A 16284-nucleotide genomic window follows, 5' to 3' on the forward strand; every position below is an offset into this window, starting at 1 on the left:
GGCTTCCGCGCACCTTTTGGGAAATCGCTGCCGGTCCGCACCGGCAGTAGAATCCCAAACCGGATGCGCCTGCCCAAAACAGTCGCGGTTTCTTCCGCTGAGCAAAGTCCTACCACTTTGGGCTTCCGCGCACCCTTTGGGCAACCCCGGCCTCGGATCCGCTGCCACTTTGGGCTTCGGCGCACCTTTTGGGAAATCGCTGCCGGTCCGCACCGGCAGTAGAATCCCAAACCGGATGCGCCTGCCCAAAACAGTCGCGGTTTCTTCGGTTACACCTCAGGTATTTTTCAGGACTTTCGGTGCGCCGCGGTAATGCTTGAGCAATAGGTACTTGGCCATGACGATCTCCTTGGTTGCCTGCGAATCAGTGCTCCTGCGACACAGCCGGTGTGGCTGCATTCACTCCGGGGGCGAAGCAGCGGCGGAAATCTCGACACGGCTGCTCTTTAGGGCGCTTCCAGGTACCTATGTCCATTAGTCCACTAATGGACTAGGGTGTGATCATGTTCACAGGAGAGGGTCCGATCTTCCAGCAGCTCGCTGCGAAAATCGCGGACGACATCGTGGCGGGAATCTATCCCGAAGAGACCGCAGTGCCCTCCGCCACTGACTTCGCAGTGTTTCATCAGATGAATCCCGCTACCGCCAGCAAGGGTGTGAACATGCTCGTGGACTTGGGTGTGCTCTACAAAAAAAGGGGCATTGGAATGTTTGTCGCCACCGAAGCGCGGAAAGTCCTCCTGACGCAGCGGCGCGATGAGTTCCGCAAACAGTACCTGCAGCCGCTTCTCCAAGAAGCCGCGGTCCTGAACATCCCGGCCGCCGAACTGCATTCGATGATCGACGACGAACAGGAACCGGCATGACTACCGCAATCGACATTCGCTCCATGAGCCGCGTCTTCAGAAGCGCGACGGCGTTGGACGACGTCACGCTCACCGTACCGGAGGGTGCCATCTGCGGGCTCCTGGGCCGAAACGGCGCCGGTAAAACAACCATCATGTCGATCCTCGCCGGCCAGGACCGGCCCAGCTCAGGCACCGTAAAAGTGTTCGGGGAGAATCCGTTTGAAAACGAGGCGGCCCTGTCCCGGATCAGTTTCATCCGCGATAACCAACGGTATCCCGACGGTTACCGGCTGCAGCATGTGCTGCGGATCGCCCCCGAGTTCGCGCCGAACTGGAACGCCGACGTTGCCGCTGAACTGGTGGACGGATTCCGCATCCCGGACAGAACCCCCATCAAGAAATTCTCCCGGGGGCAGCTTTCCTCCGTCGCCATTGTTCTGGCCCTCGCCTCCCGGGCGCCACTCACACTGCTGGACGAGCCCTACCTCGGCCTGGATGTGACTGCGCGGGCGCTCTTTCACACCATGCTCCTCCGTGATTACACGGAACACCCCCGTACAGTGGTCCTCTCCACCCACCTCATCGAGGAATCCGAGGCCCTCTTTGACCGTGTGGTGATCGTTGACCGCGGCCGGGTGCGCGTCGATTGTGTCAGCGAAGAAACGTCCAGCCTTGCTTTCACTGTCAGTGGTCCCGCGGACGCTGTGGATCGGCTCTCGGAGGGTAGGACGGTCCTGCTCTCCCACGCGGTCGGCACCCTAAAGTCATCCACCGTCAGCGGAACAGCCGACGACGACCTCCGGGCTCAGGCGCGCACGCTCGGAGCGTCCCTCTCACCGGCAACCCTCCCGGAACTCGTCGCAGGATTCGGAGCAGAGGCACCGGAACCCACACCCATCACGAAAGGGGTCCGAGCATGAGTGTCGTCGTCTCGACCGTCAAACTGCACCTCAACCGGCGGTCAGAAACCTTCCTTGTACCACTCGCCATTACTGGTTTAGTCGCTGTCATCTCCGTACTCATTGCGCTGATCTTCTGGCGCTCCGGCAGCCAGCCGGGGACTGCGGGATGGATCCAGGGATCCCAAAGCAATCCGGGAATTGTCTACGCCCTGGTGGGCTTCTTCGGCTACCTCGGTGTTGCGAGCGTGGGGGCAACGTTTCCGTTTGCGTTGGCTCTCGGAGCAACCCGGCGGGCTTTCGTAGCCGGCACGCTCATCTGGAACGCGATCACCGCGGCCTACGTCGCCCTGATCCTGGCCGCGCTCACTGCCATCGAGATCGCCACAAACCACTGGTTCACCGGGTTTTATATCTTTGACATCTACGTCTTGGGAGGCGGCGACACACTGCGCCTGCTGCCGATCGTCTTCTTCGGGGTGCTTGCCACCCTCACTGTCGGCGGGGTCTTCGCCGCTGCGTGGGTCCGCTTCGGTGCCCTGGGCCCCCAACTCATCGCAGGCGGCGTCGTCCTTGTTCTGGCCGTGGCGGCAATCATCCTCGTGCCCCAGACGGCCGCCATTGCCGCCGCCTTTCACCTCTGGTGGCTCATGATCGCAGCCATCGGTGCGGTGCTGCTTTCCGCCACCGGAACCTGGCTGCTGCTGCGCCCGGCCGCGGTGCGCTGACCGGCACGATGAAATCTGCAGGACAGCACTGCGCTGCGGCAAGGGGCTATTCCACGTCGTACACCAGGGCCGGATCGCGTTCCAGGATACGGTCGCGCATCTGAACCTTGAGAACCTCCAGATGGGCCAGCTCGACGGCGGTTTTGTCCGGTTTCGCTGTCAGCTCGATGAACTCGTCGGCAACGATGCCGTCGTCGTGGAGCACGCAGGTGACGGTCGCGTCGCCGGTGCTCAGCTCGAACACGTAGCGGGCCAGGGTGTTGCCGCGCTCGGGGCGGGCGAGCTCGGGCAGCACGGCATAACGGTCGCCGGTGACTGCACGGGTCACCAGTTCAAAGGCGTCACGGGCGCCGGGACCGCCGAAGGGGGTGCGGATCCGGATGTTGCGTCGCTCCACACGTCCGTCCGGGGCGCGGGCGGCGAGCTCCGGCAGGGCCCGGCCGAGCGCCGCGAAAGCGTGGGCCACACCGCCGGGGAAGCCGGGGCCGTGGTACTTCATGCAGTCGTCAAAGGTGAAGTCCAGCTGAACACCGTCCTCCCACACGGTGAGCTTCCGCGCGGGATTGGGGATCGGCGTCGTCTCGGAAGGCTGGGACGGTGCGGAGTTGCGGGTCACTGTGGCTCTCTTCCTTCCGTGCGCCGTGGTGAAATCAGGCAGAAAAACCGTATCAGGTATCGCTGGAAGGAGCGGATAAACCGTTGACATGAGTTAGTCAACTCGCTTTACTTATGCGAAACGTCAGTCATGTTAGTCCGACGTCGTTTCCCACCCTTCCGGTGCCGCTCTCTTGGAACGCGGTCCCGCAGGCATAGTGGGTCCCCGAATGGAGCAAAGGAGCACCATGCGAAGGTCCATCTTGTTGGCAGTGCCCACCACCCTCATCCTTACCCTCGGAGCGATTGGCTGCGCACCGGAGGGAAGCGGAGGAGGGGAAAACGCAGACGGGGAATCCATCACCGTCGCGTACCAGAAGACCGCCACCTACACGCAGGTCGAGTCCCTGCTGCAGCAGGCCAAGGAGGATTACGAAGCGGACAACCCCGACGTCACCGTCAACCTGCAGGCAATCGAAGCCGAGGAAAACGATTACGCCACCAAGCTGGCCCTGATGCAGCGTTCCCCTGACACCGCCCCGGACGTCTTCTACGAGGACAGTTTCCGGGTTCGACCGGACGCAGAGGCCGGCTACCTGCTGGCACTGGATGATTATCTGGCTGAGTGGGAGGACTGGGACACGGGATTCATCGACAGCGCCAAGCAGGCCGGCGTGGGATCGGATGGCAAAACCTATGCGGTCCCCATGGGAACCGATACCCGTGCACTTTGGTACAACAAGGCCGTCTTTGAACAGGCAGGGCTTCCCGTCCCGTGGGAACCCACAACCTGGGAGGACATTCTCAGCGCAGCGAAAGCAGTGAAGGCGGCTGAACCCGAGGCCGTACCCTTCAATATTTACTCCGGAACCGGCATGGGTGAGGCCTCCTCCATGCAGGGCTTTGAAATGCTCCTATACGGGACCGACGACACCCTTTACGACACGGACGAGGGTAAGTGGATTGTGGGATCGCAGGGGTTCAAGGACTCCCTGCAGTTTGTCTCCGACGTCTACGTGGGCGGTCTTGGGCCCGACGTCGCGACTGCCCTGGATTCAAACTATTACCAGCAACTCAACGGTGAATGGTATCCGGACAATAAAGTCGGAGCGTCCATCGACGGCTCCTGGATTGCCGGAAACTGGTTGGCAGACGGCCCCACACCGTGGCCGGAATGGTCCGAAGTGATGGCCGTGACGCCCATGCCCACCCAGGACGGCAGTGCGCCCGGGGCCACGAGCATGTCCGGCGGCTGGACCCTTGCGGTCGGCGCAGGAACCAAGAACCCGGATGCCGCCTTCGACTTCATCAGCACCGCACTGAACAAGGACAACAGCCTGTCCTACAACGTCAATGCCTCCCAGGTCCCGGTGCGCAGCGACGTGGCCGAGGATCCCGAATTTACCGAATCCAGTCCGGTCAGCGGCTTCTTCAGTGATCTGGTGGAGGTAACCCATTACCGGCCCACGACGTCGGACTATGCGGAGATCTCCGGCAACATCCAGCAGGCTATGGAAGCGGTTATGACCGGGGAAAAGTCGGTTGACGACGCTGCCGCTGCCTATGACGAAGCGCTGATTTCCCTGGTGGGCGAAGAGAACGTCAGCCAGGAATGACAGCTACACCCACCCATCCTGTGGAGGGACGGCGGCCGGCACCCACCCTGCAGTCCGCCGTTCCTCCTGGGCGAAAGGCGCCGCGCGGCCGGGCGGTACGGCGCGCTCTGCCGCTGGCGCCCGCCGTCGTCCTGCTCCTGCTGTTTATGCTCGGCCCGGTGCTGTGGTCCATCTGGGGCTCGTTTACCAACGCGGCGCTCTCCGGCACCGCGGCCTCGGCGCCGCGCTTCATCGGCATCGATAACTACGTGGCCCTGCTGACGGATCCGGACTTCCCGAACGCGCTCTGGCTGACCGTGGTTTTCCTCATCGTTTCCGCCGTCATTGGCCAGAACTTCCTCGGACTGGGCATCGCGCTGATGACCGCGAACGCCCCCAAGATCGTCCGCTCAATTGTCGCCACCACGGTGGTCACCGCCTGGGTGCTGCCGGAGATTGTCGCCGCGTTTGCCTGCTATGCCTTCTTCAGCCGCGACGGCACCCTCAACGCCCTGACCCGCCTCATGGGATTCGCGCCGGTGGAATGGCTCTTCGCCTACCCGCTGGCCGCCGTGATCCTGGCGAACATTTGGCGGGGCACGGCCTTCTCCATGATGATCTACGAGGCGGCCCTGAATGACGTGGCACCCGAAATCACTGAAGCGGCGGTGATCGACGGCGCCGGCGGCTGGAAACGGCTGATATACGTGACCCTTCCGATGATCCGCAACAGCATCTCCACGAACCTGATGCTGATCACGCTGCAGACGCTTTCGGTTTTTACGCTGATCTTCGTTATGACCAGCGGGGGGCCGAACCAGCGCAGCAGCACCCTGCCGCTGTTTGCCTACGCCGAAGCGTTTGGCCTCGGCAAGATCGGGTACGGGACGGCGATCGCCACCGTCATGCTGCTCCTGGGCGCCGTCTTCTCCTTCCTCTATATCCGCGTACTGAAGCCGGGGGGAACCTCATGAGCTCGAGTATCGCCTCGCCCCGGCGGAATGTGTCCAAGGCTCTGGCCTCCGCGGTGCTGCTTGCCGTCGCCGCCTGTTTCCTGCTGCCGCTTGCCTGGCTGGTCCTGGCGTCCCTCGATACCGGGGCCACCGCCTCCCTCGGGATGCCGGAGTCCTTCTCGCTGGCAAACTTTTCCGCGGTGCTGACGCCCGGGCAGACCCTGTGGCCGCTGTGGAACAGTTTCCTGCTCTCGGCCGGCTGCGCCGTCATCACCGTGGTGGCCGCGGTGCTCGCCGCCTATCCGCTGTCCCGGTACCAGGCCCGCTACAACAAGCCCTTCCTATACGCGGTGCTGTTCGGAACGGGCCTGCCCATCACCGCCATGATGGTGCCGGTTTACAGCATGTTCGTCCGGCTGGGTCAGCTCGACAGCGTGCCCGCGGTGGCGCTTTTCATGGCCGCCACCTCGCTTCCCATGGCCATCTGGATGACGAAGAACTTCATGGATTCGGTGCCCGTCAGTCTGGAGGAAGCGGCATGGATTGACGGCGCCAGTGCCATGAAAGCGCTGCGGACGGTGGTGGTTCCGCTCATGCGCCCGGGGCTGGCAGTGGTGTTCATCTTCGTCTTTATCCAGGCCTGGGGAAACTTCTTCATTCCCTTCATCCTGCTGCTGTCCAGCCACAAGCAGCCCGCCGCGGTGACGGTATTCAACTTTTTCGGGCAGTACGGGAGCGTTGCCTACGGCCAGCTGGCCGCCTTCTCGCTCCTGTATTCAATCCCGGTGATTGTCCTCTACGTCCTCGTCACCAAGGGAATCGGCGGATCCTTTGCCACCGCCGGCGCGCTCAAGGGTTGACGGGCTGACCCTCCGCCGCCTGCGCCCCGCATGTCCAGTCTCCTGAAAGGCAGATCCCATGCACTACAACTCGGCCCTTGTTGAAGCCCGCGTCCGGCGGTTCCTGGGGGAGCGGCTGACACCGTCCCTCTACCGTGCGTCCGAGCCGCTTGAACTGTCCTTTTGGGAGGTTCCGGATGAACCGGTCCCGTTCAGTGCCGCGGTGGGGGAGCAGTACCTGCCTGCCGAACACGGGATGGCGTGGGGGAAGCCGTGGGGCACCGTATGGTTCCATGCCGAAGGAAAGGTCCCGGCGGCCTGGGCGCAGGAGCAGGACGTGCAGGTGGAGCTCGTTGTTGATCTGGGGTTCACCGGCGCGCAGCCTGGCTTCCAGGCGGAGGGAACGGTCTATTCCGGCGCCGGGTCCATCATCAAGGGCATCGAGCCGCTCAACCGCGGAGTCCGGCTGGATGTTGGCTTCGGCTGCGGTATCGACCTCTATATAGAGGCAGCCGCTAATCCCAATGTCGCCCAGGACTTCCTGTTCATCCCCACCCCCTACGGCGACAAGGCGACCGCCGGAGACGCCCGGCTTTACCGCCTCGCGCAGATCGACGTGGGGCTGCTGGACGTGCCGGTGTGGGAACTTCAACAGGACATAAGCGCGCTCATGGGCCTGCTGGGGGAGCTGCCCGCCTCGTCGCAGCGCCGTGCCGAAATCCTACGTGCCCTGGACCGGATGGTGGACGCCATGGATCCGGAGAACGCATCCGGAACAGCCGCCGTCGGCCGCTCTGTCCTGGCACCGGTACTGGCCAAACCCGCCAACGCGAGTGCGCACCATCTGCACGCCGTGGGGCATGCCCACATTGATTCAGCCTGGCTCTGGCCCACCCGGGAGACCGTCCGTAAGGTGGCCCGCACCTTTTCCAACGTGTGCGATCTGATCGACGAGCACCCCGACTTTGTGTTCGCCGCCTCCTCGGCCCAGCAGTACGCTTGGCTCAAGCAGTCCTATCCGGAGCTTTTCGAACGCGTGAAGGCCAAGGTGGCCGCCGGGAATTTTGTGCCGGTGGGCGGGATGTGGGTTGAGTCCGATACCAACCTGCCGGGCGGGGAAGCGCTGGCCCGGCAGTTCGTGGCGGGCAAGAGCTTTTTCCTGCGTGAGTTCGGGATCGACTGCGAGGAAGTGTGGCTGCCGGATTCCTTCGGCTATTCCGCCGCGCTGCCGCAGATCATGGAGGCCGCCGGCGCCCGCTGGTTCCTGACCCAAAAAATTTCCTGGAACGAAACGAATACCATGCCGCACCACACCTTCCGATGGGAGGGCATCGACGGGACACGGATCTTCACCCATTTCCCGCCGGTGGACACCTATAACTCGGACCTTAGTGCAGCAGAGCTCGCCCGGGCTGAGCGGCAGTATGCGGAAAAAGGAATAGGCACGACGTCGATGGTTCCGTTCGGCCACGGCGACGGCGGCGGCGGACCCACCCGGGAAATGATCGCTGCCGCGCGCCGTACCCGGTCTCTGGAAGGATCGCCCACCGTGGAACTGTCCGGCCCGCGCGCCTTCTTTGAAGCCGCAGAGGCGGAGTACCCGGAGCCTCCGGTGTGGTCCGGGGAGCTGTACCTGGAATTCCACCGCGGCACCTACACCTCCCAGGCCCGGACCAAGCGCGGCAACCGGCGCTCCGAACACCTGCTCCGCGAGGCGGAGCTGTGGGCGGCCACGGCAACGGTGCGGACCAGGGCTCCCTACCCCGCCGAGGAATTGAGGCAGGCGTGGGAGACGGTGCTTTTGCAGCAGTTCCATGACATCCTGCCCGGAACGTCGATCGCCTGGGTTTATCAGGAAGCCGAACGCAACTACGCGGAGGTTGCCGCAGCGCTCGCATCACTGATTGATTCTGCAGCCCATGCCCTCCTGGGCTCCGGCCCGGCGTCGGCGGTGCTCAACGCATCACCGTATCCGGTGGCCGGGGTGCCGGCGCTGGCCGCCGGCACCGGATCCGCCCCCGCCGGCAGCAGGGTGTTCCGCGTCGAGGACGGCTTTGCCCTGGAAAACGCCTGCCTTCGCGTCCAGATAGATGGGGCAGGATTGATCCGTTCCATGTACGACCTGGCTGCGGAGCGGGAGCTTGTTCCGTCCGGCGCCGCTGCCAATCTGCTGCAGCTGCACCGGGACACCCCCACCCAGTGGGACGCCTGGGATATTGATGAGCACTACCGGCGCAACACCCAGGACCTCGTGCAAGCGTCAGCGGTGGAGATCGTGGACGGCCCGGCGGGGCCGGCCCTGCGGATCGAGCGGTCCTTCGGCTCCTCACACGTGGTCCAGCACCTTTCCCTGGACGGCAGCGAGCCCCGGCTGGAGATCAGCACCGACGTGGACTGGCACGAGCAAAAGAAACTGCTCAAACTAGCCTTCCCCCTGGACCTGCACGCTGAGCGGGCGACGTCGGAAATCCAGTTTGGGCACATCCACCGGCCCACGCACGCGAACACTTCCTGGGACGCCGCCCGCTTCGAGACCGTGGCGCACCGCTGGGTCCATGTGGGCGAGCCCGGCTACGGGGTGGCCGTCGCCAACGATTCAACCTACGGGCATGACATCACCCGCTCGGCGCACTCCGGGCGTGCCAGCACCACCACTGTGCGGCAGTCGCTCCTGCGGGCGCCCACCTTTCCGGACCCGGCGGCCGATCAGGGCCAGCACCGGATGGTCACCTCCTTGGTTCTGGGCGCGGGAATCCCCGATGCCGTTGCCGAAGGCTACCGGCTGAACCTTCCCCTGCGGTCCGTTGACGGGGTGGCCCGCACCGAGCTGGAGCCGCTGATCCGGGTGGGCAATCCTGCCCTCGTGGTCGAGGCCGTGAAGCTGGCCGAGGACGGATCCGGCGACGTGGTGGTACGCCTCTACGAGGCCCACGGAACAAGAGCCAGGGGGACGCTGACCGCGGACTTCGGGCACGCCGACGTCGTGGAAACCGATCTGCTGGAACGCAGGTTGCCCGATGCAGCGGTTCTGCAGCGGGACGGGAACGAGGTGAGGCTTGTGCTTCGGCCGTTCCAGCTCATCACGCTAAGATTTGTTGTCACCGATCGGTGAGCCCGGCCACGTCAAGACGGAGGTTCTGCCCTGAGCGCTGCACCGGAACCAATCCGCCGTCGGGGAACCAACCTTCCCCGGATGGGGACCTTCAACCAGACGGTGGTCCTGGACGCCATCCGCCGCGCGCCCCAAGGTCTCAGCCGAGTGGAACTGGCCGAAATCTCCGGGTTGTCGGCACAGACCCTCAGCAACATTGCCCGCCGCCTGCTGGAACAGGAACTCATCCTCGAGTCCGGGAAGGTCCAGCTGGGCCCGGGCAAGCCGCGCACGCTGCTGACCCTGAACCCCTCGGCCCGCTACGCCGTGGGCGTCCACCTGGACCCGGCGGTTATCACCGTGGTGATCCTGGACCTCAGCGGCCATGTGGTCTCCCGCTCTACCCGGCGGATGCCGCGGCTGATGCACTCCGACGTCGTTATCCGGCTGATGGTGGAGGCTGTGACGGACCTGCTCGCAGAGGCGGGAGTGGACGCCGCCCGGGTGCTGGGGGTCGGCATCGCGTCTCCGGGGCCGATCGACTCCGCGCACGGCATTGTCGTGGATCCGCCGTACCTGCTGGGATGGCAGCGCGTCCCGCTGCGGGAAGCCCTGAGCGAGGCCACGGGGTTTCCGGTGCTGCTGGAGAAGGACGTGGCGGCCACAGCGGTCGCTGAAATCTGGGGGAGCCACAGCGAATCGCCGGAGAATTTCATTTTTGTGTACATCGGCACCGGGATCGGCATGGGCCTGGTGTCCGGCGGTGTTGTGCTGCGGGGAGTGAGCCAGAATGCGGGCGAGGTGGGCCACATTGTCGTCGATCCGGAGGGCCCGGAGTGCTTCTGTGGACTGCGCGGCTGCGTGGCGGTGACGTGCATGCCGCAGAACCTGGTGGTGGAGGCGGTTAATTCCGGCGTCCTGCCGCAGCCGGTGGATCGGGAGGACCCGATGGCGGTCGAGGCCGCGTTCCTGGAGCTCTGCGCGATGGCCCGGAACGGTGATTCGAGCGCCGGAAGCATCATCGACCGCTCCGCCATCCGTCTGGCCAAGGCGGTCTCCGTGCTGACAAATGCGCTGGACTTTGACCGGGTGATTTTCGGCGGCCCGTACTGGCCGATGCTCTCCGAGGCCTACCTCGCCCTGGTACCCGATGCCCTGCGGAAACTGACCGTTGCTCCGCATGCGGCGGGCCCCCGGGTGGAGGGCACCGCGTTCGGTACGGATGTTGGCGCCATCGGTGCTGCCTGTAGCGTCTTCGAGGGCGCCATCTCCCCGGACACCCGGCAGCTGCTGCTTCAGCGCTGAGCCCGCCGCTAGGCCGGCCGAGCGCCATGAAGGCGGATGCCACCCCCAAGACGCTGGGCCACCTTCGGGTTTATCCGGACCTTTTCCGGATGCGTGCGTTCAGCCGCGGCAATCTTTGCCTCGTATTCACGCAGCCGATCACGCGCCAGCGCCCGCTGCAGGATGCCCACCCTCGATAATCAAGGGCGGTATCCCAACGGCTGCGAAACCCTGGACGCGCCAAAACCGGCCCGGGTGGAAGGCTCTCTGGCGGCGGCCGTGGCCAGTATCTTCAAGGCGCCGGACTTCTGCGCATGCACAACGTTCCTGCAGCCTCCAGCGATATCCGGATGACCGAAGCCATTCTTGATTGACGGGCTCCCGCGTACCTTCGGCACAACATGGGCGAGGTCAATGATCCGGCGTCCTACTCATGAGCATCCCTATTACTCGCCGTCCTGTTCACTGCGGGCTCCGTGTGGATCGTCGGTATCTGCGGTGCGGTACTTACCCTGGCCGGAACGGCCGGCCAGGCCCTCAGCGGGTTCACCCTTCCCCGGATCACGAATCTGGTTCTTGTGGAAGGCAGGCCTGCAGCCGAAACGATCCTCTACAAGGGCGAACTGACACCAGACCGGGAACCGCCCCAGGGCTTCTGCGACAGCCGCCTCAGGATGAGATCCGACGTACAGCAGCAGATACTCCGCAGGAAAGAAAGCCAGCATCGGACATCTGGGCTACTACCCAAGCCGGATGGTGTGCACGCCGGGAACCGGGTATGGCTCGGGTTGCTACGAGGGCGGAATGGAAATTGCGCTGTTTCTGTTCGCGCTCGTCTTCCTTCCGTGGGCCGGCATCTCGGTCAGCGCGCCGCCACAATGTCCGGGCTGCTCAACCCCGACGAATACTTCTAGCCGACCGCCACTCCCGCGCAGGTTTGCTAAGCTCACGGCACCAACTGCGAGGGGAGCGGGGGACTTTGACACAAAAGCTGCGGCATCGAGGCCGACGGCGCGGTCTCTCCGCCGGCGTGGCCGCCCTGCTTGTGGCGGGCACCATGGCCGCCTGCGGGCAATCGACGGGGGATCAACCACGCTCCGACGCCGAGCTGGCTGCCGCCGTTGACTGCACAACCGCGCAGCCCATCCTCGATGCGGGAACCCAGCCGACGACGGCGGCCCAGCCGCCGGCGGCCGGTTCAGTGCCGGCAGGCTTTCTACCCGCTGAAGTCATCCGATGCTCAGCCACGCTGGAAACAGTCGAAGATTCGGCGGGGCTATGGTCGACGGTCAGGCAGGAGCACCTGGCCGGAGACATGGACGCACTGGTGGAGGCGCTGGCACAGCCCAGCGACGGACTGCGCGAAAACGAGGCCTGCACGGCCGACGCCGAACTGGTGCCCGACCTCTGGCTGCTGGATGCAAGCGGGACGGCCATGCGCGCGGCCTGGCCCACGGATTCGTGCGGCAAGACCAAACCCGGAGTGCATGAGGTGCTCGCGGAAATGGACGTGGTCGAATCGAGCCGGCACCAGGTGGCTCTGATCCAGCCCAGAGCCGCCCTGGACGTCGGCTGTCCTGCCGAATGGCACCTCAGTACGACGTCGAGAGCCAGCGTGCTTGCACCCGGGGAATCCGGGGACGTGCCAGGTGCAGAAAATGGGGTGGCGGTGCCAGCGTCACCTGGTCTCCTGGCCAATCCTGATGACGTTGAGGCCTTGAGGATCTGCCAGTACCGGACGACGCCGGTGCCAGCCCCAGGTGTGTCGGAGGGGCCTCCCGCCGATACCCCGTCGGACGCTTGGGCTAACGACGCCGAAATCGTTGCGGGAACCTTTGTCCGGGGAGGGGAGCTGGGAGGCGCAGCCAAGGACGCTGTCCTGGCTGAGGCTGCCGCCGGTCCGTCTGCGGCGGCCTGCAGCCTGGCGGCATCCGGGTTTGTGGTGCTGTGGCCGGTGGCCCAGGGAGAGGACGCCGGGGCGCCCCTAGCTGTGGAGCTCGATGGCTGCCGCCGTCTGGTGAGCATCGACGGTGCTGCGCGGACGGCCCCGGGCGATGTGATTGCGGCGATCTTGTTGGTATTAGAGGGCTAGAGCGGACTAACGGGGTCCGGCCTCCCCGACACTGAGCCGCAGAGCGTCTATACCAGGCAATTCGCAACGAGTAGGAGGCACCCCGCACCCTGGTGAAACGTTCACTCCTGTAGCTGCAGGAGGAGCTCTGACTCTGCATTTACTGAAGTTATTGGACGCCACCGGCATTGATGGCGTGTCACACCCCGACCCAGATTCCGTCACACACCGCGTCACAGCGTACCCTTGTCACTGTGAAAACCTTCGAAGACCTCTTTGCCGAGCTGAGCCGGAAAGTTCAGGACCGCCCCGCCGGGTCACGCACCGTGGCCGAATTCGAGTCGGGCGTGCATGGCATCGGTAAGAAGGTTGTTGAGGAGGCCGCCGAAGTGTGGATGGCCGCCGAATACGAATCTGATGCCGAATGCGCCGAAGAAATCTCCCAGCTGCTCTACCACCTCCAGGTCCTGATGCTCGCCAAAGGCCTGACCCTCCAGGACGTTTACAAGCATCTCTAGCCACGCGCTGAACCAGTGCGTGGCCCCGCCGGCAAACCTCACCCCACAAACAGTGACTTCCAGCGAAAGATGCCTCCCATGCTCCGTGTAGCCGTCCCCAACAAGGGATCCCTCTCCGAATCCGCCTCCGCCATGCTCTCCGAAGCAGGCTACCGCCAGCGCCGCGACAGCCGCGAACTGGTCCTGGTGGACCCGGACAACGAGATTGAATTCTTCTTCCTCCGTCCCCGCGACATTGCCGTGTATGTGGGTGCGGGAACGCTCGACGTCGGCATCACCGGCCGCGACCTGTTCCTGGACGCCGAGGTGGAGGCCGAAGAGCTGATGAACCTCGGCTTCGCCAAGTCCACCTTCCGCTTCGCCGGTCCGGCAGGAGACTTTACCGCCGTCGAACAGCTTGACGGCAAGCGCCTGGCCACCAGCTACGACGGCCTGCTGCGCAACTACCTGGCCGAGCGCGGCATCAACGCCTCTGTGGTCCGGCTCGACGGTGCCGTGGAATCCTCGGTGCGCCTCGGCGTCGCGGACGCGATTGCCGACGTCGTCGAAACCGGAACCACCCTGCGTGCCGCCGGCATGGAAATCTTCGGCGACCCGATCCTGAAGTCCGAGGCCATCCTGATTGGCCGCCGCGGCGAAAACCCGGCCGGCGTCGACGTCCTGATCCGCCGCCTGCGCGGCGTTCAGGTGGCCCACCAGTACGTGATGATGGACTACGACGTGCGCCGCGAACTCGTGGACCGGGCAGCAGCCTTGACCCCGGGCCTGGAATCGCCCACCGTCTCGCCCCTGCAGGACAGCGGCTGGGTGGCAGTGCGCTCCATGATCAAGAAGTCGGACACCAACCGGATCATGGACGAGCTCTACGACCTGGGCGCCCGCGCCATCCTGGTCAGCACCATCCACGCCTGCCGGATCTAGGGGAGAACCGCCATGAGTGTTGCGATCCGAGTCATTCCCTGCCTGGACGTCGACGCCGGCCGCGTGGTCAAGGGCATCAACTTCGAGGGCCTGCGCGACGCCGGAGACCCGGTGGAGCTGGCGCACCGCTATGACCGCGCCGGCGCCGATGAACTGACCTTCCTGGATGTGACGGCCTCCTCAGGGGAGCGGGAGAACGTGTTCGACGTCGTGTCCCGGACGGCGGAGGAAGTGTTCATTCCGCTGACCGTGGGCGGGGGCGTGCGCGGCATCGCGGACGTGGATAGGCTGCTGCGTTCCGGCGCGGACAAGGCCTCCATCAACTCCGCTGCCGTGGCCCGCCCGGACGTCATAAACGAGATCACCCGGCACTTCGGTTCGCAGGTGCTGGTGCTCTCCGTGGACGCACGGCGCACGCACGACGGCGCCACGCCGTCGGGCTTTGAAATCACCACCCACGGCGGCCGCCGGGGGACGGGGATCGACGCCGTCGCCTGGGCCCGCGAGGCAGCGGACCGGGGTGTGGGGGAGATTCTGCTGAACTCCATTGACGCCGACGGCACCCGCGAGGGCTTCGACCTTGAGATGATTCGGGCCGTGCGGGCCGCCGTCAAGGTTCCGCTGATTGCCTCCGGCGGTGCCGGGGCGCCCGAGCATTTCCCGCCGGCCGTGGTCGCCGGGGCTGACGCGGTGCTGGCCGCGTCGGTGTTCCACTTTGGGCCCGACGACGCGATCGCCAAGGTCAAGGCCGCCATCCGTGACGCGGGGTTCCCGGTCCGTTAGGGCGCCGGGCCCGTAAGGAAGCAGCGTCCCCTCCGGCTAGGGTGGGCGCATGGGGACATACGCGGGCTCACGGGTGCTGAGTGCGGGGGCAGCAGCGCTGATACTGGCAGGAGTGGCTCTCTGCGCGTTGCCGGCCCTGTGGTTCGGGATGAATCTGGGGCATTACCCCACCCGGATGGTGTGCACACCGGAAACCGGCTACGGCTCAGGCTGCGACGAATTGGGCTTTGAGATCGCGCTGATGCTCTTCGCGCTTATTTCTCTGCCCTGGGCCGGCTTCTCCCTGTATGCCACTCTCCGATTCCGAGAGGGACGCACGTGGGTCTGGAGGTGGTGGCCGTTTGTGGTGTTCTCCCTGCTCACTGTCCTCCTTGTTGGCGCCTGTGTCGTCTCTGCCCTGAGCGACCCCTACGCATATGTCTAGCTCTGCATCATCTGCCCGGATTTTGTGCGCTTCGGGGCGCAGCCACTGCCGGGCCAGAGGGGATCAGGCGGCGGGAAGCTCCACGACAATCACGGTCCCGCCGCCGGGCCGGGCCTGCGCGTGGATTTTTCCACCGCACGAGGTGACGATCTGGTGCGCGATGGCCAGTCCCAGTCCCGACCCCACCATGTGACGGGAGGCAGGGGAGCGGTAGAAGCGGTCAAAGACACGCTGCAGATCTTCGGGCGGGATGCCGGGCCCTCGATCGGCGACGACCATGCGGACCCGTCCGTCACGTGCCTCGATGCTGATCTCAACTACCGGTTGGCCTGTCGCGGACCCGTATTTGCCGGCATTGTCCAGAAGAACGCTTGCGAGCCGCAGCAGCCGGCTGCGCTCGATGCTAACCCGGGCTTCGTCGTCGGGCGGGGCGCCCAGGGTGAAGGCGACTGCGGGCCAGTGCCTGGCTGCGGCCGTCATCGCCTCCCGGACCACGGGCACGACGTCGATGGCTTCGGCCGCGTCCACCGGTTCCTCGCCGCTGGCGAGATCTACCAGGTCCGTGACAATGCCCTGCATTTCCGCGAGCTCACGGTTGACGGCGTCGGCGAGTTCCCGGCGTCGCTCGGGCGGGATGCCCTTGGTTGGGGTCCCGTGTAGGAGTCCGGTGTTTATGTGAGTTTTGTGTCCGAGAATGGACACAGGAGGAAATTCACGAATCATGGCACGCAGACAC

At 64.9% G+C, this 16284-nt stretch carries 16 protein-coding genes; 13 read left to right on the top strand and 3 right to left on the bottom strand.

The genetic code is table 11. The features are described 5' to 3' along the window. Positions 1–503: 503 nt before the first annotated feature. The 3 genes from ABIB35_RS18400 to ABIB35_RS18410 are packed head-to-tail and all read left to right on the top strand — an operon-like array spanning position 504 to position 2475. Complete coding sequence (locus ABIB35_RS18400; protein ID WP_354183187.1) at positions 504–866, top strand: GntR family transcriptional regulator; 363 nt, start codon at positions 504–506, stop codon at positions 864–866. Continuing rightward, entirely contained in the window at positions 863–1768 is a 906-nt protein-coding gene (locus ABIB35_RS18405) for an ABC transporter ATP-binding protein (protein WP_354183188.1), read from the top strand. The genes ABIB35_RS18400 and ABIB35_RS18405 overlap by 4 nt, the downstream gene beginning before the upstream one ends. Continuing rightward, a complete protein-coding gene (locus ABIB35_RS18410) occupies positions 1765–2475 on the top strand; it encodes a hypothetical protein (RefSeq protein ID WP_354183189.1) in 711 nt (236 codons plus the stop codon). Before ABIB35_RS18405 ends, ABIB35_RS18410 begins: the two co-directional genes overlap by 4 nt. A 46-nt stretch (positions 2476–2521) precedes the next feature. Here ABIB35_RS18410 and ABIB35_RS18415 read toward each other — a convergent pair whose 3' ends face one another. Then, entirely contained in the window at positions 2522–3091 is a 570-nt protein-coding gene (locus ABIB35_RS18415; protein ID WP_354183190.1) for a hypothetical protein, read from the bottom strand. A gap of 226 nt (positions 3092–3317) precedes the next feature. Here ABIB35_RS18415 and ABIB35_RS18420 point away from each other — a divergent pair, with 226 nt between their 5' ends. The 5 genes from ABIB35_RS18420 to ABIB35_RS18440 all read left to right on the top strand — a co-directional run bounded on the left by ABIB35_RS18420 (position 3318) and on the right by ABIB35_RS18440 (position 10852). Next, positions 3318–4685, top strand: coding sequence for an extracellular solute-binding protein (locus ABIB35_RS18420; protein ID WP_354183191.1), 1368 nt, complete (start codon positions 3318–3320; stop codon positions 4683–4685). Beyond that, positions 4682–5638 carry a carbohydrate ABC transporter permease gene (locus ABIB35_RS18425; protein ID WP_354183192.1) on the top strand — a complete coding sequence of 319 codons (957 nt, stop codon included), beginning with the start codon at positions 4682–4684 and terminating at the stop codon, positions 5636–5638. The genes ABIB35_RS18420 and ABIB35_RS18425 overlap by 4 nt, the downstream gene beginning before the upstream one ends. Then, positions 5635–6477: a carbohydrate ABC transporter permease gene (locus ABIB35_RS18430; protein WP_354183193.1), complete on the top strand. Its 843-nt coding sequence runs from the start codon at positions 5635–5637 to the stop codon at positions 6475–6477. The genes ABIB35_RS18425 and ABIB35_RS18430 overlap by 4 nt, the downstream gene beginning before the upstream one ends. A 58-nt stretch (positions 6478–6535) precedes the next feature. Then, a complete protein-coding gene (locus ABIB35_RS18435) occupies positions 6536–9568 on the top strand; it encodes an alpha-mannosidase (protein ID WP_354183194.1) in 3033 nt (1010 codons plus the stop codon). A gap of 81 nt (positions 9569–9649) precedes the next feature. Next, positions 9650–10852 carry an ROK family transcriptional regulator gene (locus ABIB35_RS18440; RefSeq protein WP_354183195.1) on the top strand — a complete coding sequence of 401 codons (1203 nt, stop codon included), beginning with the start codon at positions 9650–9652 and terminating at the stop codon, positions 10850–10852. 425 nt (positions 10853–11277) lie between these two features. Here the strand turns inward: ABIB35_RS18440 and ABIB35_RS18445 are convergent, their stop codons facing one another. After that, positions 11278–11556, bottom strand: coding sequence for a hypothetical protein (locus tag ABIB35_RS18445; protein WP_354183196.1), 279 nt, complete (start codon positions 11554–11556; stop codon positions 11278–11280). Between the two features lie 254 nt (positions 11557–11810). On the opposite strand from ABIB35_RS18445, the gene ABIB35_RS18450 reads away from it, so the two are divergent. The 5 genes from ABIB35_RS18450 (at position 11811) to ABIB35_RS18470 (ending at position 15548) form a co-directional block, all read left to right on the top strand. Next, entirely contained in the window at positions 11811–12923 is a 1113-nt protein-coding gene (locus ABIB35_RS18450; RefSeq protein ID WP_354183197.1) for a hypothetical protein, read from the top strand. A 233-nt stretch (positions 12924–13156) separates the two neighbouring features. After that, positions 13157–13420, top strand: coding sequence for a phosphoribosyl-ATP diphosphatase (locus ABIB35_RS18455; protein ID WP_146362223.1), 264 nt, complete (start codon positions 13157–13159; stop codon positions 13418–13420). A gap of 78 nt (positions 13421–13498) precedes the next feature. Next, the gene (hisG, locus tag ABIB35_RS18460) at positions 13499–14341 is read left to right on the top strand and encodes an ATP phosphoribosyltransferase (protein WP_354183198.1); all 843 of its coding nucleotides are present in this window, start codon (positions 13499–13501) and stop codon (positions 14339–14341) included. Between the two features lie 12 nt (positions 14342–14353). Beyond that, a complete protein-coding gene (gene hisF / locus ABIB35_RS18465) occupies positions 14354–15124 on the top strand; it encodes an imidazole glycerol phosphate synthase subunit HisF (protein WP_354183199.1) in 771 nt (256 codons plus the stop codon). Positions 15125–15173: 49 nt separating this feature from the next. Next, complete coding sequence (locus ABIB35_RS18470) at positions 15174–15548, top strand: hypothetical protein (RefSeq protein WP_354183200.1); 375 nt, start codon at positions 15174–15176, stop codon at positions 15546–15548. A gap of 63 nt (positions 15549–15611) precedes the next feature. On the opposite strand, the gene ABIB35_RS18475 is transcribed toward ABIB35_RS18470, so the two are convergent. Then, positions 15612–16284: sensor histidine kinase (locus ABIB35_RS18475; protein WP_354183201.1), on the bottom strand; the 673-nt coding region annotated here is incomplete at its 5' end.

Origin of the sequence: Arthrobacter sp. UYP6, from assembly GCF_040547315.1 — a bacterium.
In the GTDB taxonomy this organism is placed as follows: domain Bacteria; phylum Actinomycetota; class Actinomycetes; order Actinomycetales; family Micrococcaceae; genus Arthrobacter_B.